Source organism: Butyrivibrio sp. AD3002, assembly GCF_000420905.1.
Lineage (GTDB): Bacteria > Bacillota > Clostridia > Lachnospirales > Lachnospiraceae > Butyrivibrio.
Genome location: NZ_ATVV01000002.1, coordinates 209,158 through 229,731, shown reverse-complemented (window position 1 = coordinate 229,731; position 20,574 = coordinate 209,158). Strand labels below are relative to the sequence as shown.

The following is a 20,574-nucleotide window of genomic DNA, read 5'->3' as shown; positions in this document are numbered from 1 at the left end:
TTAAAAACTATAATGAGGGAAATAATAGAAATGAAGAAGAATATTATTAGGATTGCAAGTGTTCTGCTGGCGGTTTATTTGGCATACTTTTTTTCTGGTATAGTTATTCCTCGATTACAACTTTTTTTTGATATGGAAGAACTATCTGCGAATGGGACAGTTGCATTTTATAGATATAATCTTGGTAAGGAAATTGTAGCACCAGATGAAAGCGGACTATATAAATATTCATTAGATTATGCGGGTAATAAATATGAAGTAGCTATTGAAATAGGCGAAGACAATGATATTTTATGTAGAATTAATGGAATAGAAAGTGACTGTATTCCAATATCAGAATATACGAGTAACATGTTTTATGCTAATACATATTGTATTCCGGTGAGGGATTTTCTGCCATTAAGATATTTTGTTTTTATTCAGCTGTCAATTGTACTGATTGCTGTGTTTTTATTAGCATCAAGGGAAGTTATTGATAATAACGGAAAGTATACTGGTATTTTTACGTTTTCAAATAGTGCATATAGGTACTTGGGCAAAAAGCCTGTTATAGTTTCATTTTTAGTGGCTGCGCTAAGTTTAGTGCTATATATTGGATGCGATTTAACGGTTATTTCAGAAACAATAATACTTCATGAAAAAGGAATTGATATTTATCAGTTATTTGCTGCGTTAAATAAGGATAAAGGAGTAGAACTATTCATGTGGCAATATAATGGTGCTATGCTTGCGGGATATAATTTATGGTCAAGGCTTTTTTACCCATTATTACAGTGGTACAATCCGTCAGCAGGATATCACTGGATTCAGGTTATTGAATACAAGACATTTAATATGATTCTTTGCAATTTGCTAGTTCTATCAATAATTAGTTTTTTAATTGATAGTGATTTATTGGATAAAGGCAAGGTAAAACGAGTCTATTACTTTTCTGTTTTTAATCCACTCTCATTTTATGTTGCAATATGGTTTATTCAATTTGATATCTTACCGGCGTATTTGATAACACTAGCAGTTTTGCTTATGTTCCGAAAAGATAATAAAGTTATGGCTGCAATACTTCTTGCCTTTGGATTAGCAACAAAGGATACGATGCTTTTTTTCATACCAACTATTTTAGTTGCTTTTATCCTCTTTGCGTTAAAAGAAGTGAAGCAAAGGAAAAATAATATTCTATTCATACTTTTATTTATTATATTGTATGGCGAAATGTATGTAATTCCCAAAGTTTTGGATACGCCTATAGCAAGGGCTTTCCATAAATTACCGCAAGCACAGCGAGCATGGTGGACTACAATAACATATATAGATAATGCTGTCTACCTGTACTTATCGATTTTTATGCTTGTTCTATGTTTTGTTTTGGGAGTTTATTCATATCGAATGTCAATTAAGAATGAAAATATCATAAGAAATGTTATTTATGTAATGGCAGCTATAGTATGTGCATTTTCTTTCTCTATTTTGCCAACTCCTGCATTCTATATTTTGACTACTGGTGCGTTTGTATTATTGTATGCTGATTCAGAAGATTTATTTCAATCTTTTATTTGTGCTTTTTTGGGAGTTATTATGGCTTCTGCCTATATGTTTGCTCGAGAAGGAGATATAACAGCTTCATTACGCTTTGTGGGTCTGACTCCACTGTTTACACTTATAGGCGATAAGATGAATGCTATTGGAGAAGGCGTGAAATGGATTTCTATTTTACACACCATATCACAGGCAGGAATGTTCTGCTTTTTCATTATTTTTATGAGAAAAGCAAATGATGTTATCACGCTACCTTCATGTAGAAAGTTACACTCGAATCGTGAATGAAGTTGAAGATTGCAGATGGGAGTAGTGCATGAAAATTATTAGTATAGTAGTACCAACTTATAATGAAGAAGATAACGTGCAGTTAGTGTACGATAGGATTAAAAAAATATTTGATGAGCAACTTACCAATTATGATTTTCATCTGCAGTTTTGTGATAATTGTTCTACAGACAATACACAACAAATTGTCAGGGAAATGGCGAATAATGATAAGCGAGTTCAATATATTTTTTATGTAAAAAATTTTGGTTTTTCAAAATCTACTTTCTATGGGCTGACCCAGGCTGATGGTGATTGTGGAATCTTACTGTTTGCAGATTTACAAGATCCGCCAGAACTAATTGTTGATTTTGTGAAAGAATGGGAAAAAGGCAGTAATGTGGTTGTGGGTATTAAGAATAAAAGCAAAGAAAGCAAAGTGGTTTATGCTTTTAGGAAGCTATATTACAAAATAATGAAAAAAATAACTAGCGTTGGACATATCGAACAATTTACGGGATTTGGTTTATATGATAAGAGTGTATTGGATACATTTAAAAGCTTAAATGATCCAATGCCTTATTTACGTGGAATTGTTGCTGAATTAGCACCAGAGCCACAACGGGTTTTCTACACACAAAAGAAGCGAGAACATGGGAAGTCAGCGTTTAGATTTTGGGGATTGTATGACTTGGCGATGCTTGGAATCACTTCGTATTCAAAGGCGTTGATGAGGGTAGCTACTGTTCTTGGAGTATTGGCATCATTTGCGAGTTTTGTCATAGCTATTATTACTATAATCCTTAAAATCAGTGGGTGTATAGAATATCCTATTGGAAATGCTGCGATTTTATTTGGAGTATACTTTATAGGCGGAATAATTCTTGTCTTTTTGGGAATGCTAGGAGAATATATTTCAAACATCAATATAAGAACTATGCAGCATCCGATTGTAATTGAAAGAACACGATACAATTTTGAAGTTGACTAATTATATGTTGGAGTGTTGATTTATGCCAGGAAGAATGTGGCTCTTAAGACCAATGCAGAGCGGGAGGGCTGATATCATGGCAAGAATAAGCTTGGACGACAGAATCCACTGAAAGAGATCCTAGAATTTTATGTGTAGAATAATAAAGATTGTTAAAAGAATAATATGGATTTTGATTTACCATATATTTGTCACGCTTTTGTTGATAGGTTTCGTAGGAGATGGATTATTATCTTGGTATAAAGAGACATTTGGTGTTACCTTCAGAGAAATTATATATACAATTAAATCACCACTTAAAGGTGCGGATACACATTTTTTACAAAATGCGGTGTTATCTGCTATGCCCGCAATTCTAATTGTGATATTTATTGCCGTTGTTCTGTACATATACAAGCAATTTCTTCGTAAACAGATCATGGGTGATGAGCAAAATGAGGTCAGGCGGACAATTGTTACGGTTATAGAGTGGGGGGTTCTGACCAGTGCGTTTGTTGCATCATTTTTATATGCCTTGTTTGTGTTAGGGAAGGCAGATGGTGTACTTCAGGTTTCAGAGTTTTTGGAAGCTAAGAAACATGAAACTCATATTTATGAGGATTATTATGTAGCTCCCGATGAAACGGAAATAATATCTGATAAAAGAATGAATCTAATTCATATTTATGTAGAGAGTATGGAAACGACCTATGCTTCAGAAGAAGTTGGAGGTAAACAAAAATCTGTTAATTACATTCCTAATTTAACTAAACTTGCCAATGAAAATATTTCATTTTCTAATGATGATAAACTAGGTGGGTTCCATTGTAGTACAGGAACCGGATGGACCGCGGTTGCTTTGTTTGCATCTGAGACAGGACTTCCATTTTGTTTTCCAATAGAGGGAAATGAGGATTTTGGTAATAGAGAAGCGTTTGCTGCAGGCGTTGTTAGTCTTGGTGATATTCTTGAAAGTAAAGGATATTATCAGGAGTTTTTGTGTGGGTCAGATGCTACTTTTGGTGGAAGACGGGCTTTTTATGAGCAGCATGGAGGGTTTGAGATTTTTGATTGGTACGAGGCTGTTAATAAAGGATATGTTTCAGAGGATGAGTTTGTTTGGTGGGGATTGGAAGATAAAAATCTTTATAAGATAGCAAAGGATGAACTGACAAGGATGTCTGCGCTTGACAAGCCCTTTAATCTTACAATGCTGACAGTAGATACTCATCATGTTGATGGGTGGGTGTGTGACTTGTGTGGCAATGAATATTCAGAGCAACTCGCTAATGTTGTAAAATGTGCGGATAATCAGATATATGATTTTATTTTATGGTGTGAAGAGCAGCCTTGGTATGATAATACTGTTATTGTGATTCAGGGAGATCATCCCAGAATGGATACGTCCTTAGTCGGCGATTTAATCTATTATGATAGAACGGTATACAATTGCTTTATCAATGGGAAATGTAATGTAAATAATGTTAATAGATATAATAGAGAATTACTAACAATGGATTTGTTTCCATCTATTCTTAGTGCTATGGGGTACACTATTCCGGATGATAAGCTTGGGTTGGGTACAAATGCTTTTTCTGATAAGAAAACATTGGCTGAAGAATTAGGATATGATTATGTAAATGAAGAGACCGGTAAATATTCCAAGTACTATATTGATGCTTTTTCATGAAGAAAGATATGGTTGAGGACCACTATAATATCAGTAGAACTAGAAGCACAATAATTATGTTTTTTTTCCTGATAATGCTATACGGATAGGGGTTTGGTATACTGGAGAATTCTGCGAGTGAGTAAAATATATGAAATAAAAGAAAACCAAAAAATAATATGGAAGATGTATTTGGCATTAGGGAGTTTTCTGGCAATATTTTTGTCTGCTATAGATATATCCAGAGATGGAATGTTTTTTATTGTTTTGGGGATACTCTTTATGGTAATTGCCGGACCTAAAGATATCAAAGATGATTTTATTGAGTTTAATAAACATTCCTATGTATATGCCATAATAACAATTGCTTATACTGTGTATTTCAGCATAAATACAGATCAATTGTACTTTAAGGCAAACAGAATACCCTTCGCTATATATTTTATGGTATTTCTGGGATATACTCTGGTGAACAAAGGGCAGGAAATATTATGCGATTCCAGAAAGATACTATTTTGGGTATTACTCTTTTTTGAAATGTGTGCAGTTGTTAATGGAGTGATATCTTATGTGCCGGGACAGAGGGTTTCATTTGCGTATATGAATGCCATCTTGGAGGGTGATGCTGTAATATATATGCTTTTACTAGCAGTGCTTTTTATAGACGAAGGCAGGGCAAAATTACTGGCTTTTGGTGTTTCGTTTATGATGGTCATTCTTACCGGTAACAGGATGACGTTAGTTGAGCTATTGGTTATACTTGTGGTAGTGCTATTTTTACGAAGACAAGAAATAGCGAAGGTAATTAAGGGTAATCCAAAGAAGGCAAAGATTATAGCTGCATTTGCAGGCACTATGATAATCATAGCATTGGTTGTTTTACATAATACAGTCTATTTACTTATGTTGGGAGTTGCTCAGAGAGTGGTTGATGTAACTAGTAATGATGTAAGTTCAGCTTATAGACTATTTGCATTACAGTCTGTTCTGAGTTTTGTTCCTGACGGAAACATGTGTGATATACTATTTGGACGGGGATGCATGCAAGGGTATTACAGGTTGATAGATTATGCGGAGCCATTTGCTGAATTTGCTACTCAGATAGGTCCTGTGGAGAATACCTTTGTATCGCTGCTTTATGATTATGGAATAGCAGCTTTTGTGCTATATTTAGGTACGTTTATCAAGGCACTGATTACTATATGGAAATATAGGCATAAAGATATTTGGAAAGAGGCTGTATTGGTGGTTTATGTCATGTTTGCAAGCGCTTTTGTAGATATGCAGTATTGGCCCAATATGTGTTTTTTATTATTTACTACAATCGGAATCTTTTTGGGAAATATTAAGAAATTTGAATGATTCCGGAGTGATTTATGAAAGTGAGACTTGAAATGAAAAGAGGGAGATTATTTGTTGCCCTATTTATAATGATACTTTTATTCTCGTTATACGGTCGTATTACAGACAGATTTGTTAAGCTAAATGGGGTTACAGGTACATCGAGTTTTAGCGGTGGGACTATTTCAGAAATACTGAATGGCGAAACACAGACTAATTTGAATACATATATAGAGAACAATTTTGGAGGACGCAGTTTACTAATAAAATTGCGTTCTCAATTGTTGTACTCTGGATTTGGCATTTCTCCTAATAAAAATGTTGTCATAGGCAGCAACAGATTTTTGTTTGAACCGGAGTATATATATAAAGAGTTAAATATATATCAACCTGCCGGAGATGAGTATTTTGATGAGTTAATGGACAAACTAGAAGAGATTCAGAATATATGTGAAGAGAATGGAAAAGAGTTGTTTGTTTTTGTAACTCCTAGCAAGGCCTATTTTTGTAAAGATATGATTCCGCGCAAGTATTTTGAACTTGGTAATGACGAAGAGACAAATTATCAAAAGTTTATTAGGCATATTCAGGAAAGAAATTTAAAGTATTTCGATTCACATGCTTATATTGAAGAGCATAAAAATGAGATAGAGGCCCCTGTTTTTTATTCGACTGGAATACATTGGTCACATCCTTGGGGGAATAAGTGCGCGATTGAGTTTGCAAAATATATATCATTAAATAGTAGATATTGCCTTGGTAATTTCTCGCAAGAAATAAGTAGAAAAGAGACTAAAAAACCGGATCATCCGGATGCGGATTTATATAATAGCTTGAATTTGTTTGCTAAACCCAATAATGATATTTACTATGACTCAAGGATTACATTAGAAAGTGAAAGTGATTGTCCCAAAGTGTTTTTACGTGGCGGCAGCTTTATGGGACAGAGCCTGAGAGCAATTGGAAATGCGGGAGCTTGGGATACAGCTGCACACTTTGAAAATAATTACTGCTTTGTAGATAATTATTCTAAGACGATGAATTTCTCTGCGTTTGATTCGTATGAGGAATTCGAGAGTATGGGAGAGTATTTAGGTCAGGCAGATATTTTGATTTTGGAAGTAAATGAGGCTGCTACACCCAATATGAGTTGGGGATTCATTGATTACTTGTTGGATAATCAGCAGTTATTAAAAAATAGAACAAGCTAATTAACTGTGGGAAAGAAATATCAAAATATTGAGATTGTATTTGAGGAAATAATTATATGGTCTTCTCGTCTATAACGTTTATTTTTTATTTTTTGCCAATCACTCTAATACTGTATTTTTTTGCAGAGAGGAAAGATAATATTAGTTTAAAGAATGGCATAGTACTTGTATCATCAATAGTGTTTTATTCATGGGGAGGATTTGGATATCTTTTTCTCCTTATTCTTCTGATTGCTGTTAATTACTTTTGTGGTTTGATGATAGGTGATTGTGAAGGCTCGAAACAATTAGGGAAAAAGAGAGTTTGGTTTTTGATTGCACTTGTTTTGGATTTGCTGAATCTTGTATTTTTTAAATACTTGAATTTTTTAGCATCCAGTATAGAAGGCATGATAACGAAGACGAGCGGAAATGAGTTCTCGTTTGGTTTACCCTCAATTGCACTTCCGATAGGAATATCGTTTTTTACCTTTCAGATAATGTCATATGTTATTGATGTATATAGGGGGCAGGTTATTCCCCAAAAGAATATTTTTAGATTTGCATTGTATGTAATGATGTTTCCTCGAATGATGGCTGGGCCTATTGTTAGGTATAGTGATGTAAATATAGAAATTGAAAATAGAAGCACAACACTGGAAATGGCTGAAGAGGGTGTAAAAAGATTTATAATAGGTTTTGCCAAAAAAGTATTTTTGGCAAGTGCTATGGGAGAAATGGCTGATGCAGTGTTTGGATTGCCGGGAATTTTTAATTCGGCATATGCCTGGCTTGGGGCTGTATCATATACTTTACAGATTTATTATGATTTTTCCGGATATTCAGATATGGCAATTGGACTTGGATTGATATTCGGTTTCCACTTTAATGAGAATTTCAATTATCCTTATATTTCATCAAGTATCCAGGAGTTTTGGAGAAGATGGCATATATCACTTTCTACATGGTTTAGAGATTATGTGTATATTCCTCTTGGCGGCAATAGAAAAGGAAAAGCAAGAACATATCTCAATTTATGGGTTATTTTTTTATTAACCGGAATATGGCATGGATCGGCATGGCAATTTATTATATGGGGCTTGTACCATGGTTTTTTCATGTTCATAGAAAGACTTGGATTTGGCAAGTTACTGAAGAAAGTACCATGCGTAATAGGACATGTTTACTCGCTAATAGTGGTTATTATTGGATGGGTGTTTTTCAGAGCAGATAATATAGGCATTGCTATTAACTACATTAAAAATATGTTTTCATTCAACTTTGAAAATTTTGCAGTAGAACCTGTTATATTGAAACTTAATTCATGGTATTACGTTATGGTTATAATAGCACTTACTTTTTCATGTCCTGTATATAAAAAGATTATGGGATGCAGGATTCCTAAGGTAATTGCGTATGGAGGCTATTTGATTTTGTTTGGAATAAGCATTATTTATCTAGCCGGGCTTTCGTATAATCCGTTTATATATGTTAAATTCTAATGGTTGTATGTGATATATTTGTCTCTAAAGGGTTGGAGTATTATGATATGAAATTAGATGATAAGAGATGTGTAAATAAGGTAAAGAAATATATTTGTGATAATGCTTGTGTTATTGTCATTTTTAGTTTGTTCCTTTTTTATTTGATTATGCAGCATCATTTGGTAGGAATGTATTTTGATGATTTTGGTAATTCTTCTCTAAGTTATGCATATGATTCAAGTAATATTGAAGGTACAAACTATAGTGTAAAAGATATTTTGCAATGGGCTGCATTTATTTATAAAAACTGGAGTGGAAGGGTTATTTATGCGCTTATGCTGATTCCGCTCCAAAAGAATGGCCCGCATCTGTTTATGTTAGTACAGGCTGTTATTATTATTCTTACCTATATAGTTTCTGTTAAGCTGTTAAAACTATATTATAAAGAGACAAATAAAATTCTGGCAGCCTTGGTTTTTATCGCAGGATATGGGCTTATAAAGGGTGATACATTATCAAATGGGTATTATTGGGCATCTGCTTCGGTGCTTTATGTGTGGCCCTTACTTCCGTTCGTTTGCTCTGTATATTTTTATGAATTACTTATAAGAAAAGTGCAGAGTGGAGATACGATTACCTTTAAGGATTGGTGGATGCTGATAATATTTTTACCGTTGACGATACTATCTCAAGAACAGCTTGGAGGAGGTTTTTTCGTATGGGTGTTGTTTAGAGCAGGTGTGGACCTTATTTGGGGAACCAAGTGGAAAGGAAATATATTTATTATAGTCTCTTCTCTGCTGCTGCTAGCATTGATGATATTAGCTCCGGGCAATTTTGCGCGTATGGGTACGAATACTGAATATGTGGAGTTGCCTTTTGTGGAAAGAATCGGGCACAGTTTTGATTTATTGCTAAAGTTATTAAACCATGGAGATATGCTTTGGTTTAATTTACTGCTAGCTATTTTTGGAATGGTGGCACTTTTTTCTCTGGTTAATAAAATGAATGTTGTAGCATGGGCTATCGAATTATTTCTCATGGCACCTTGCGTGGTAGTAAAGATAATTGAAGCATTTACGAATATTGTGATAGATAAAAAAATAGTTTTGTCATCTTTTTTCGTATTCCATGTTGTGCTGTGCGTCGTTATCGTAGAAGTTTTCTTAATTTATAAAATTCCTGAGTTTATACCGATTATGATGGCAGCTATATCTTCGGTATATTGCTTGCTGATAGCGCCTACATTTTCGCTTAGACAATGCATCCCGTATGTTTTTTTGTCAGTGCTTTTTATTAATCTCTTATTTCAAATTTTAATAAGGAATACCAAGGTAGTAAAACAGGTACTTTTCTGCGTTGTGACAATTGCGCTTATTGTGGGATTACGAAACATGGCCAGTGTGTATTATAAGTATGAGAAAAACTTTTTTGCGGATTCGATGAATAGGAGTATTCTGAGGAACTATAATGGTAATTCAGATGAGATATATTTGTTGAATTATGATAATCAACTGGGACGAGGTATGATGTCGTGTGATGAGGGATTTGAGAATACTGACGTTTGGATGAAAGAGTATTATAATATTCCGGCAGATGTAAAAATTGTATGGAAAGATGTAAGTGAGATCCTTTCAAGTCAATAGGATTATTAAAGTGGGGTTATGATGGATAGATTAGTGTGTGTACTACCGTGTTATAACGAGGAAGAGGTTCTTCCGGAGACAGCAAAACGATTAAAGGAAAAGATGGAATTTCTTTGTAGAACTGAAAAAATTTCAGGGGATAGCAGAATACTTTTTGTTAATGATGGTTCCAAGGATTCTACTTGGGATATTATCGCTGCGCTACATAATGAGAATCCATTATTTCAAGGACTTTGTCTTTCGAAAAACATGGGACATCAGAATGCTCTTTTGGCAGGGCTTATGATTGCTCGTCAGATAGGCGATGCTGTGATTTCCATGGATGTAGATCTTCAGGATGATATAGATGCCATAGATGAGATGCTTGAAAAATATGAACAAGGTGCAGACATCGTGTATGGAGTTCGTGCAGAGAGAAAAACAGATACTTTTTTTAAGAGGTTTACTGCACAGAGCTTTTATAAGATGATGAGCTTGTTTGGCGCGGATATAGAATATAATCATGCAGACTATAGACTGATGAGTAAGCGTGCTTTGGACGCACTTGCAGAGTTTAAAGAAGTGAATTTGTTTTTAAGAGGACTTGTTCCATTGGTTGGGTACAAGACAGACAAAGTTTATTATGACCGTGCGGAGAGATTTGCCGGTGAGAGTAAATATCCATTGAAGAAAATGCTCCATTTTGCTATGGAGGGAATTACATCGTTAAGTACAAAACCGATAAAGATGATATCGATGACCGGTTTTATTATATTTTTTGTAAGTATTGTAGTTTTGGTGTATTGTATTATTGGCAATTTTTTAGGAAAAACTATTCCCGGATGGACAACAACCGTTGTTTCAGTTTGGGCAATTGGTGGCCTCGTAATGATCTCACTGGGTGTTATTGGGGAATATGTTGGTAAGATATATTTAGAGACTAAGCATAGACCAAGATATATCGTTGAGAAATATATTGGTGATGAGAGGCAGAACGGAGAAGCAGATGAGTAAGGTTTCGATATGTATTCCTGTTTTTAATGGCGAAGATACTATAAGGGATACAATACAGTCTGCGCTAAATCAGACTTATCAGGATATCGAGATAGTAGTTATTGACAACCATTCCACAGATAAGACAGTAGATATTGTTAAGGGAATTAATGATGATAGGATAGTACTGTACGAGAATGAGACAAATCTTGGTATGGCTGGTAACTGGAACGAGTGCTTGAAGAAAGCCAAGGGAGAATACATACATTTTCTTTGTGCTGATGATAAGCTTAGGCGAAGTTGTGTAGAAAAGAAGATGAAGGCTGTTGAATCTAAAAAGGATATTGTTCTGGTAACTAGCTCTACAGATATAATAAACGAGAATGACGAGCTAGTAATGAGAAGAAACAGGTTTTGGAGAAATGTTGTCCTTGATGGAAGAAGGTATGCCAAAAAGTCGCTTCATAGAGGAAATATTTTTGGAGAGCCCTCGAATATTATGTTTAAGAGATCTTTGCTTGAAAAGGCCGGAGAATTTTCTACAAATCTGTATTATGTGACAGACTGGGAATTTTGGGTGCGTCTTGCTGTATTTGGAAAGGTGGCATATATTTATGAGCCTCTTACAAAGTACAGGATTTCTATGAATAATGTAACTGCACGAACCAAGCTCTCAAAGATTATGAATGATGATGATCAGATGATAAAGAATCTGAAAGAAAGCGGACTGATAGATATAAATATTTTTGACGAAGTTGTGCATAAAGGTATGTTGACCGGTAGAAATGTTGCAAGATATCTATATATGCGAATGAAGAGCAGATAAGTATTGGTTTGTATGACACTCAATTAAGAAATTACAGAGAGGGATTTTTTTTATGAAAGTAGTTATTTTAGCAGGTGGTTTTGGAACAAGAATTGCAGAAGAGTCTGAGTTTAAGCCTAAGCCGATGATTGAAATTGGCGGAAAGCCGATGCTTTGGCATATTATGAAAATATACAGTTCATTTGGTTTTAATGAATTTATCATATGTGCAGGATATAAGCAGCACGTCATAAAGGAATGGTTTGCTGATTATTTCCTTCATACATCAGATATTACATTTGACTATACAGATGGCAAGTCAGATATAATTGTTCATAAAAGAAGAACAGAAGATTGGAAAATTACTGTAGTTGATACAGGACTTAACACTCAGACCGGTGGACGCATAAAACGTATAAAGAGTTTTGTCGGTGATGAGCCTTTTATGCTCACATATGGAGATGCTGTAGGTGATGTTGATATCAATAAGCTTTTGGAATTCCATAAAAAACAGGGTAAGATAGGCACAATATCTATGTACAATTTTGGACAGAATAAGGGTGTCGTTGAACTTGGAAATGATGGAATAATTGATTCTTTCAGAGAGAAATCACAGTCAGATGGCGATTATATAAATATAGGATTTATGGTTATGGAGCCGAAGATATTTGATTATATCGATGGGGATACTACTCCTTTCGAGAAGGCTCCTTTGGAAGGCCTTGTTAGAGATAAACAGCTTGCAGGATATGTCCACAAGGGATATTGGCAGTGTATGGATACTCTTAGAGAAAAGCAGCAGATAGAAAAGCTTTGGGATGAAGGAAAAGCACCCTGGAAGTTGTGGGAGGAATAAGAATTGAGTTTACGTAAAGTAATTGTGACAGGAGCAAATGGTTTCATTGGTAGTAAGTTATGTGAAGAACTTACATCACAGGGAATTGAAGTAATAGCTATTATCAGGAACGAAGAAGAGAATATAACTGCTATTAAGGATTTGCCGGGATTAAAGATTGTGTATTGTGATCTTTCGGATTTTAGGAATTTGGCAGATTATGTTGAAGATAGAGATGTGGATGCCTTTTATCATCTTGCCTGGGTTGGAAGTGCAGGACCGCTTAGAGGTGATGATGTAGTGCAGGTGAATAATGTTAGATACACTTGTGATACCGTGCGTGCATGCAGTGATATGAGTTGTAAGAGATTCATTTTTGCATCAAGCATTATGGAATACGAGATATCGGCTCTGATGGAGACTATGGATAGTCCGGGAATCAATACGCTTTATTCCAGCGCTAAAATAGCTGCCGATTATATGGCTAGAACTATAGCAGCAAGTTTAGATGTTGAGTACATGAGGACTGTTATTTCAAATATTTACGGTCCGGGTGAAACAAGCCCCAGACTTGTTAATACAAGTATTAGAAAGCTGTTAAGAAAAGAGCATTGTGCATTTTCTCCTGGAGAACAGATGTATGATTTTATCTATATTGATGATGCTGTGAAAGCGTTTGTGGCAATAGGAGAAAAAGGCAAGAATAATGGTACATACTACGTCGGAAGCCTTTCACCAAAGCCTCTGAAGGAGTTTTTAATAGAGCTTAGAGATGCGGTTGATCCTACTGCAGAGATTGGGCTTGGAGATATTCCATTTGGTGGAGTATCACTTGGATATGATGAGTTTGATATCTATGCCATAAAAAATGACACGGGATTTGTGCCTTCTGTGTCTTTTACGGAGGGAATTAAGAATACAGCTGCTTGGATTAAGGAGGCAGACAATTTATGAGTGGTTTTAAATTTGTTCCCATGAGCTTGGAAGGAGCTTTTTGTATTGAAGCTTTTTCTGTGGGAGATCTTCGCGGAGGGTTTACCAAGACTTTTGAGAAAGATATTTATGAGGAGGCAGGAATTGAGTTTTTATTAAATGAAACATTTGTCTCAACTTCTGCTAAGAATGTAATAAGAGGATTACATTTTCAGACACATAATCCGCAGGCTAAGCTGGTAACGGTAGTCGCCGGAAGAGCATGGGATGTAATAGTGGATCTTAGGATTGGTAGTCCGACATACAAGAAATGGGAAGCGGTGGAATTGAGTGCTGAGAATCATAAGGCTGTGTATGTTCCGAGGGGATTTGGTCATGGTTTTGCATCTCTTGAGGATGGCACAATCATGATGTATCAGTGCGATGGTGCATATGATGCAGCAACTGATACAGGAATAAGATTTGATGAGCATGCTATTGGTATCACTTGGCCGGTTCATGAGGATGTAGCTATACATTCAAATAGGGATATGGCACTTATGAGTATTGCAGAGTATGAACAGAATCCCATGAGTGACTTTTAAAAGCAAATATGTTATAAAGAAGTTCTGGTAAAGTAATATTTGAGATTTATTTTGATAAGGAGATTTTAATGTCAACACAGGAAGAAGCTAAGAAACAAATACTTGATTTGGTAGCAGATTATGCTAAGAACTACCATAATCAGAACAAAGAGTTTCATGAGGGTGATCGCATTTCTTACGCGTCACGTGTTTATGATGAAAAGGAAATGGTAAATCTTGTGGATAGTGCGCTTGAATTTTGGCTTACATCCGGAAGATACACAGATGAGTTTGAGGCAAAGCTTGCAAAGTATCTTGGAGTAAAGTTCTGCTCATTGGTTAATTCCGGTTCATCTGCAAACCTTGTGGCATTTATGACGCTTACTTCTCCTCTTCTGGGAGACAGAAGAGTTAATAGAGGTGATGAGGTTATAACTGTTGCGGCTGGTTTTCCCACTACTGTTACACCTATTATTCAGTATGGTGCTGTTCCGGTGTTTGTGGACGTTACTATCCCTGGTTACAATATCGATGTTAATGAGCTTGAAAAGGCACTTTCAGATAAGACAAAGGCTATAATGATAGCTCATACTCTTGGCAATCCTTTTGATCTTAAGGCTGTTAAGGAGTTCTGTGATAAACATAATTTATGGCTCATAGAGGATAACTGTGACGCTCTTGGCAGTCAGTATGAGATTAATGGAGTAAAGAAGTTTACCGGTACAATTGGTGACATCGGTACAAGCAGTTTCTATCCTCCGCACCATATGACGATGGGCGAAGGTGGTGCGGTTTATACAGATAATCCCCTTCTTAACAAGATTGCAAGATCCTTCCGTGATTGGGGACGCGATTGTGTATGTCCTTCAGGCTGCGATAATCTTTGCGGACATCGTTTTGATAAACAGTATGGAGAACTTCCTCTTGGTTATGACCATAAGTATGTATATTCACACTTTGGATATAACCTTAAGGCTACAGACCTTCAGGCTTCAATTGGTTGTGCTCAGCTCGATAAGTTCCCTTCATTTGTTGAGAGAAGAAAGTATAACTTCAACTTCTTAAAAGATCTTCTGGTTAAGGGAGGTGCAGAGGACAAGCTTATTCTTCCTGTTGCTACAGAGAATGCAGATCCCAGCTGGTTCGGATTTATCATGACCTGCAAGGATGGTGTTGATAGAAATAAGGTTGTTGATTATGTAGAGAGCCATGGAATTCAGACTCGTATGCTTTTTGCAGGTAATCTTATTAAGCATCCTTGCTTTGATGAGATGCGTGCAACCGGCGAGGGATTCAGAGTAGTAGGAGACCTTGAGAATACAGACCGTATCATGGCAAACAGCTTTTGGGTAGGTGTATATCCCGGAATGACTGATGAAAAGCTTTCATATATGGCTAAGACGATTCTTGAGGCTATAAAGTAATTTGGTTTTGGCTCTGTTATAAGATAATAAGGTCAGGCATTATGTGCCTGACCTTAAAGTGTGTTTATGAGGAAATGCATTTTATAAGTAGTGAGCCTTGAATATAGAGACTTTGTGTGAGTTTTAGGAAAGTATAGAGAGTTTATTTGTGAACAAGGAAAGCAATATTATTTGGAATATAATTGAGATAATAACGGGTGCAGTGTTCCGATTTTTATTTAAGATTGTGGGTAAGGAATATACCGATTCAATTCATGAAACGCTTATGCAATTCGTGAAATTTGGAATAGTTGGTGTGAGCAACACGGTTATTTCTTATCTGCTTTACACATTTTCATTACTTGCAATGAGAGTGCTAGGTATATTTGCAGGGTACGATTATCTTATAGCAACAGTAATAGCATTTGTTTTGAGTGTACTTTGGTCTTTTTACTGGAACAACAAGATGGTGTTTGTTATAGAGGAAGGGCAAAGCAGAAATATATGGAAAGCTCTTGTTAAGACATATATTTCATATTCATTTACCGGATTATTTTTAAACAGCATTTTGATGGTTTTATGGGTTCAAGTATTTCATGTGTCTGAATTTATAGCACCGATTATCAATCTGTTAATAAGTGTGCCGGTTAATTTCATTATTAACAAGTTTTGGGCATTTAAGGCAGAGAAATAGTATTTTTGAAGGAGAGATAGAGATGGAATTTAACAAGATGAAGAGTTTCTATAATGGAAAGAGAGTTTTTCTTACAGGTCACACCGGATTTAAGGGAAGCTGGCTATGTGTAATGTTACAGATGCTTGGTGCAGATGTATATGGATATTCACTTGAACCTAATACACATCCGGATCTTTTTGAGATACTCGGGCTTGCAGATGATGTGCATCATGTTATAGGTGATATTAGAGAGATTGATGCGCTCGAGAAAGCTTATGAAGAGGCAAATCCTGATGTTGTTCTTCATCTGGCGGCTCAGCCAATTGTTCGTGATTCATACAAGGAACCTCGATATACATATGAGACCAACGTGATGGGAACCGTGAACATACTTGAGTGTCTTCGTAAGCACCCCGGTGCTATTTCATTCTTGAATGTTACTACAGATAAGGTTTATGAGAATAATGACCTTGAGAATCATGGCTTTAAAGAAGATGAGAAGCTTGATGGTTATGATCCTTATTCAAATTCGAAGAGTTGCTCGGAACTTGTGACTCATTCATATAAAAAATCATTTTTCTCTGAGGCAGATTCTCCGGCAATTTCTACTACCCGTGCAGGAAATGTAATTGGTGGCGGAGACTTTGCAAATGACCGTATAGTTCCTGACTGTGTTCGTGCAACAATAAAAGGTGAGAGTATAATTGTGCGTAATCCTTATTCCACAAGGCCTTATCAGCATGTACTTGAGCCACTTGCTGCTTACCTTATGATTGCCATGGAACAGGCAGAAGATAAGAAGTATGCAGATTATTACAATATTGGACCTCGTGATGAAGATTGTATAAATACAGGTGTACTTGCTGATTCATTTGTTAAATATTGGGGAGATACAGCTAACTGGAAAAATATGGCAGAAGAGAACGCTCCTCACGAGGCAAGTTTTCTTAAACTTGATTGTTCCAAGGCTCGTTCTACATTCGGATGGGAGCCTGTATGGCACGTTGATGAAGCCATCCGCGAGACTGTTGCATGGTACAAGGCATGGAATAATGGCGAGAATATGAAGGAGTTCACAAAGAAGCAGATCAGGGAGTTTATAGGGTTATAACAGTTAGGGATGTTCTGAAGTTACTTATTGAGAAATCAAAAGTAATTGATATATATTACTATGATAATAAAGATTAGTAGACAAAGTGATCAATCTCATAATTATTGAAGCGATTTAGCCATGTATAGAATTGGCTGAAAAACATCTGATTGCTGGATATGCACTAAAAATCTTGAATGGTGTGGGTAGCTAATTGATATTAGAGAGTGTAGTAATATGAGTAAGCAAAGAATAACAATTCTTTTAGGTGCAGGAGCTGTGTTTGAAGCGACAAGATTGTCAACGAGTTCTATAACACGGCGAGTAATTAAGGAGTGTAAAAGGTATAAGATCGCTCCGGATAAAAGTCAATCTGTAGTAGATTATATCTGCAAGTTTTATTGGGAGAGGTTTGGAAAGAACGATCCAAACTATAAAGTGTACAGCAAAGCCAACTTAAACGTTATAACAAATTATGTGAATTTTGAGGATATATTTCATGTTCTGGAATTATTGGCAGGATATACATTGGATTCATCAGTTAAGCGATATACATCAGCCTATAAGGTATTTACAAAGTTTAAGAATAGGTTTTCTGATATTGATTATCTGAGTATTATATCTTCGGCAAATAAGATGATAAATGTGATTAACGATATAATTGCTGAGTACTGTGAACAGTTTGATGAGAAGTCTGGATATTTTAAAGATTTCTTGCAGGAATTAGAAAAGGAATATACACTCAATATCTTTAACCTGAACTATGATACATGGTGTGAACAAAGTTTGAAATCATATGAAGATGGTTTTAGACTAGTATCCGGATACGACAAATTGCAACGGTTTTCTATAGATGATTATAGGAAAGCTTGTGAGAAGGGCAAGAATACTATAGCACATTTGCATGGTTCCGTTCTCATGGGAGATGCAGACTTTAAGCGTGGTGAGGTGAATCGCTTTGCATATACGGATGACCAGGAATGCTTATATAAGTATTTGGATTATAATGCTGCAAGTGGCTATAGATTAAGATCTGCAAAGTCAAATTCAGCCAACCAAGCTGGCGAGTCTCTTATCAGAGCCAACATTATCACGGGCTTAATGAAGACGGATAAGCTTCTATGGAACCCACTTATGGAATATGAGCATCATTTTTATAAAGCTTTGACTTCAAATGATAAATTGCTGATTGTTGGATATGGTTTTCTGGACAAGTATGTTAATAGTATGCTTTGGAGATATCAATGTGAGAATTTTGATCAAAGGAAAGTGCTTTTGATTACGAAAGCAAATGAAAATGATTGGCAGCCGATGATAGAACCCCCATTTAGTCCGCCAGAGATGACGATATTTACTGAGTTGATGTTCAAAGACCAGGCATGGTTTTGTAAAGTCAAGTTTGATCAGGTTGAGGGTGGTTACTACTCAGATGATGGGATGGCAGGGCTGTATACTTGCGGGTTAAAGACAGTTGTTGAAAAATATATGGATCACGTTGTGAGATTTTATAAATGAAAATTATTGTAAAGTATACAATGGTACTATTCATAGTTCAGAGGCCCGGATTTATTTCTGATCGCTTCGAACCACTTCCGTCTCACGTGGTCTGCACATGTAAGCCGTTTTGCATTCTCCATCTTATTGTATCCGGAGAAGCCGTCAGTCATCAGGTATCCTGAGAAATCTGCTCCAAGGAAGTTGCGGCAGTTATAGCCTCCGCGTGATGGTTGGTACTCATACAGGATCAGGGGCTTATCAGTTCCATACACAGATGATTGATTTTGAGCGGTGACAGGCACCACTGTTCCATGAAGCGAGCTTCCTTAAGCTTGATTGTGCAAAGGCAAGAGCAACCTTTGGCTGGGAGCCAGTATGGCATGTGGACAACGCTATCGCTCAGACAGTTGCTTGGTATAAAGCTTGGAATGGTGGTGAAGATATGTATGAGTTTACGAAGAGGCAGATCAGCGAATTCCTAGGGATTGACTGAAGGTTACAAGCTAACCAAAAGCCACACATAAAATATTGATGAAAATATCATCATTCCTGAACGCTAAACGTATATATCTTCATCTCCCAATCCTCAATATTCGGATCCATCAACTTCTTAAACCAGGCAAATTTATCGTTCCCAAGCTGAACACACTCTGCAGAGCCTTCCAACTCTGCAATCTTCTCCAGATACCTTTCATAATACGGATCATGGCGACCGGAGGGCTCAAATGTCTTAACAGCTATTATTGTCCCATTCCAATCATCAAACACATTTTCCCAATCCGGATTCAGCCTCTGCTGCTCAAACTGCTGGTACCCTTCAAATAATACCGTATTATAACCTTCTTCTCTCAGGTAATAGAGCAATACAGAATCTTTTGATAGAACTAGGGTGTTCTCTATGGAATCAGTATTCTCGTGAATGTAATCTATAGCCTCACCAAATGGCATGTTCCATTGCTTCTTAGTGGTATTAACATGAAACGCTGCATTGTATATACCGCCACAAGTACCCACTATGGTCAGAAACAGTACACAATACCTTACCCAATTCTTCTTAATCTTACAGAACACATCTGACATGAAATAACCCTGAAGCGAAAACAAACTGGAATAATTTCGCAGCGCACCCAGCCCCGTAACCATATAGCACAAGTATGACGCCAAAAAAGTCTTATCCAAATCATTGGCTAGAACATTTTTGACGTTAATAATAAATACAGTAAACAGAATAAGATTCGCAAGAATTAAAACAATACCCCAAAATGAAACCGGCATAACCGCCTGTCCGCACAAGATATTCTCCGCACCATAAATGATCCCACTGATAATCCCACTTTGAGCCCTGTCAACTCCGAAATTACCAATTCTTACTGTAAAGAAAATATATATCTGATGAAGCGCCAATATCAGCGTGATTGCCCCAAATCCAGCAATTATCTTAAGCTCCCGCGCAAACAAATCCCTTCTGTGGTACAGTGTTATAAGAAAAGAAGTCACAATAATTATTGCTGTAGTGTTTTCAAGATAAAACATCCACAGATATATACCGAAATTCATCGCCCAGAAAACAGCACTACTGCGAGGCGGATAGCAAAATAGTATCCCCAACAGACATACGCAAGGTATCACGTATGTAAACCACCTTATACTTGTCCCCCACATTAAAATTGACGGATTAAGACAGGTTACAATATAAGAAT

General features: G+C 36.2%; 18 protein-coding genes. 16 read left to right on the top strand and 2 right to left on the bottom strand.

All coding sequences use genetic code 11. The features are described 5' to 3' along the window. Positions 1–30 precede the first annotated feature (30 nt). The 16 genes from G596_RS0103400 (at position 31) to G596_RS0103325 (ending at position 18,892) form a co-directional block, all read left to right on the top strand. Positions 31–1,821 carry a hypothetical protein gene (locus tag G596_RS0103400; protein WP_022760434.1) on the top strand — a complete coding sequence of 597 codons (1,791 nt, stop codon included), beginning with the start codon at positions 31–33 and terminating at the stop codon, positions 1,819–1,821. Positions 1,822–1,849: 28 nt separating this feature from the next. Continuing rightward, complete coding sequence (locus tag G596_RS0103395) at positions 1,850–2,791, top strand: glycosyltransferase family 2 protein (RefSeq protein WP_022760433.1); 942 nt, start codon at positions 1,850–1,852, stop codon at positions 2,789–2,791. Positions 2,792–2,921: 130 nt separating this feature from the next. Next, entirely contained in the window at positions 2,922–4,460 is a 1,539-nt protein-coding gene (locus G596_RS0103390) for an LTA synthase family protein (RefSeq protein ID WP_022760432.1), read from the top strand. Between the two features lie 117 nt (positions 4,461–4,577). Beyond that, positions 4,578–5,801: an O-antigen ligase family protein gene (locus tag G596_RS0103385; protein WP_022760431.1), complete on the top strand. Its 1,224-nt coding sequence runs from the start codon at positions 4,578–4,580 to the stop codon at positions 5,799–5,801. A 14-nt stretch (positions 5,802–5,815) separates the two neighbouring features. Next, on the top strand, positions 5,816–6,991 hold the full coding sequence (locus G596_RS0103380; protein WP_022760430.1) for an alginate O-acetyltransferase AlgX-related protein: 1,176 nt from the start codon (positions 5,816–5,818) through the stop codon (positions 6,989–6,991). Positions 6,992–7,302: 311 nt separating this feature from the next. Continuing rightward, positions 7,303–8,472 carry an MBOAT family O-acyltransferase gene (locus G596_RS0103375; protein WP_242829162.1) on the top strand — a complete coding sequence of 390 codons (1,170 nt, stop codon included), beginning with the start codon at positions 7,303–7,305 and terminating at the stop codon, positions 8,470–8,472. A gap of 47 nt (positions 8,473–8,519) precedes the next feature. Continuing rightward, positions 8,520–10,100, top strand: a complete 1,581-nt coding sequence (locus tag G596_RS0103370) for a DUF6056 family protein (protein WP_022760428.1) — start codon at positions 8,520–8,522, stop codon at positions 10,098–10,100. A gap of 18 nt (positions 10,101–10,118) precedes the next feature. After that, the gene (locus G596_RS0103365; protein ID WP_026671178.1) at positions 10,119–11,093 is read left to right on the top strand and encodes a glycosyltransferase family 2 protein; all 975 of its coding nucleotides are present in this window, start codon (positions 10,119–10,121) and stop codon (positions 11,091–11,093) included. Then, positions 11,086–11,898, top strand: a complete 813-nt coding sequence (locus G596_RS0103360; protein WP_022760426.1) for a glycosyltransferase — start codon at positions 11,086–11,088, stop codon at positions 11,896–11,898. Before G596_RS0103365 ends, G596_RS0103360 begins: the two co-directional genes overlap by 8 nt. Positions 11,899–11,950: 52 nt before the next feature. Further along, positions 11,951–12,733 (top strand): glucose-1-phosphate cytidylyltransferase, encoded by a 783-nt coding sequence (gene rfbF / locus G596_RS0103355; protein ID WP_022760425.1) that lies wholly within the window; start codon positions 11,951–11,953, stop codon positions 12,731–12,733. A gap of 3 nt (positions 12,734–12,736) precedes the next feature. Continuing rightward, positions 12,737–13,666 carry an NAD-dependent epimerase/dehydratase family protein gene (locus tag G596_RS0103350; protein WP_022760424.1) on the top strand — a complete coding sequence of 310 codons (930 nt, stop codon included), beginning with the start codon at positions 12,737–12,739 and terminating at the stop codon, positions 13,664–13,666. Then, positions 13,663–14,229 (top strand): dTDP-4-dehydrorhamnose 3,5-epimerase, encoded by a 567-nt coding sequence (gene rfbC, locus G596_RS20700; protein WP_022760423.1) that lies wholly within the window; start codon positions 13,663–13,665, stop codon positions 14,227–14,229. Before G596_RS0103350 ends, rfbC begins: the two co-directional genes overlap by 4 nt. A 68-nt stretch (positions 14,230–14,297) precedes the next feature. Then, a complete protein-coding gene (gene rfbH, locus G596_RS0103340; RefSeq protein WP_022760422.1) occupies positions 14,298–15,632 on the top strand; it encodes a lipopolysaccharide biosynthesis protein RfbH in 1,335 nt (444 codons plus the stop codon). 148 nt (positions 15,633–15,780) lie between these two features. Beyond that, positions 15,781–16,305 (top strand): GtrA family protein, encoded by a 525-nt coding sequence (locus G596_RS20695; protein ID WP_022760421.1) that lies wholly within the window; start codon positions 15,781–15,783, stop codon positions 16,303–16,305. 22 nt (positions 16,306–16,327) lie between these two features. After that, positions 16,328–17,398, top strand: coding sequence for a CDP-glucose 4,6-dehydratase (gene rfbG, locus G596_RS0103330; RefSeq protein ID WP_022760420.1), 1,071 nt, complete (start codon positions 16,328–16,330; stop codon positions 17,396–17,398). Between the two features lie 216 nt (positions 17,399–17,614). Continuing rightward, positions 17,615–18,892: an SIR2 family protein gene (locus tag G596_RS0103325; RefSeq protein WP_022760419.1), complete on the top strand. Its 1,278-nt coding sequence runs from the start codon at positions 17,615–17,617 to the stop codon at positions 18,890–18,892. 26 nt (positions 18,893–18,918) lie between these two features. On the opposite strand, the gene G596_RS26060 is transcribed toward G596_RS0103325, so the two are convergent. Together G596_RS26060 and G596_RS0103315 are read right to left on the bottom strand one after the other, a co-directional pair. Further along, entirely contained in the window at positions 18,919–19,146 is a 228-nt protein-coding gene (locus G596_RS26060; protein WP_196805183.1) for an IS66 family transposase, read from the bottom strand. 271 nt (positions 19,147–19,417) lie between these two features. Further along, the gene (locus G596_RS0103315) at positions 19,418–20,431 is read right to left on the bottom strand and encodes a hypothetical protein (protein WP_155829109.1); all 1,014 of its coding nucleotides are present in this window, start codon (positions 20,429–20,431) and stop codon (positions 19,418–19,420) included. Positions 20,432–20,574: the final 143 nt, after the last annotated feature.

What these genes read in the sequence shown, in the direction of transcription:
- G596_RS0103370 (WP_022760428.1), top strand. Translation starts at nt 8,520, where the DNA reads ATGAAATTAGATGATAAGAGATGTGTAAATAAGGTAAAGAAATATATT.
- G596_RS0103325 (WP_022760419.1), top strand. Translation starts at nt 17,615, where the DNA reads ATGAGTAAGCAAAGAATAACAATTCTTTTAGGTGCAGGAGCTGTGTTT.
- rfbC (WP_022760423.1), top strand. Translation starts at nt 13,663, where the DNA reads ATGAGTGGTTTTAAATTTGTTCCCATGAGCTTGGAAGGAGCTTTTTGT.
- G596_RS0103365 (WP_026671178.1), top strand. Translation starts at nt 10,119, where the DNA reads ATGATGGATAGATTAGTGTGTGTACTACCGTGTTATAACGAGGAAGAG.
- G596_RS0103395 (WP_022760433.1), top strand. Translation starts at nt 1,850, where the DNA reads ATGAAAATTATTAGTATAGTAGTACCAACTTATAATGAAGAAGATAAC.
- G596_RS0103390 (WP_022760432.1), top strand. Translation starts at nt 2,922, where the DNA reads ATGTGTAGAATAATAAAGATTGTTAAAAGAATAATATGGATTTTGATT.
- rfbF (WP_022760425.1), top strand. Translation starts at nt 11,951, where the DNA reads ATGAAAGTAGTTATTTTAGCAGGTGGTTTTGGAACAAGAATTGCAGAA.
- rfbH (WP_022760422.1), top strand. Translation starts at nt 14,298, where the DNA reads ATGTCAACACAGGAAGAAGCTAAGAAACAAATACTTGATTTGGTAGCA.
- G596_RS0103380 (WP_022760430.1), top strand. Translation starts at nt 5,816, where the DNA reads ATGAAAGTGAGACTTGAAATGAAAAGAGGGAGATTATTTGTTGCCCTA.
- G596_RS0103360 (WP_022760426.1), top strand. Translation starts at nt 11,086, where the DNA reads ATGAGTAAGGTTTCGATATGTATTCCTGTTTTTAATGGCGAAGATACT.
- rfbG (WP_022760420.1), top strand. Translation starts at nt 16,328, where the DNA reads ATGGAATTTAACAAGATGAAGAGTTTCTATAATGGAAAGAGAGTTTTT.
- G596_RS0103315 (WP_155829109.1), bottom strand. Translation starts at nt 20,431, where the DNA reads ATGAATTTCGGTATATATCTGTGGATGTTTTATCTTGAAAACACTACA.
- G596_RS0103400 (WP_022760434.1), top strand. Translation starts at nt 31, where the DNA reads ATGAAGAAGAATATTATTAGGATTGCAAGTGTTCTGCTGGCGGTTTAT.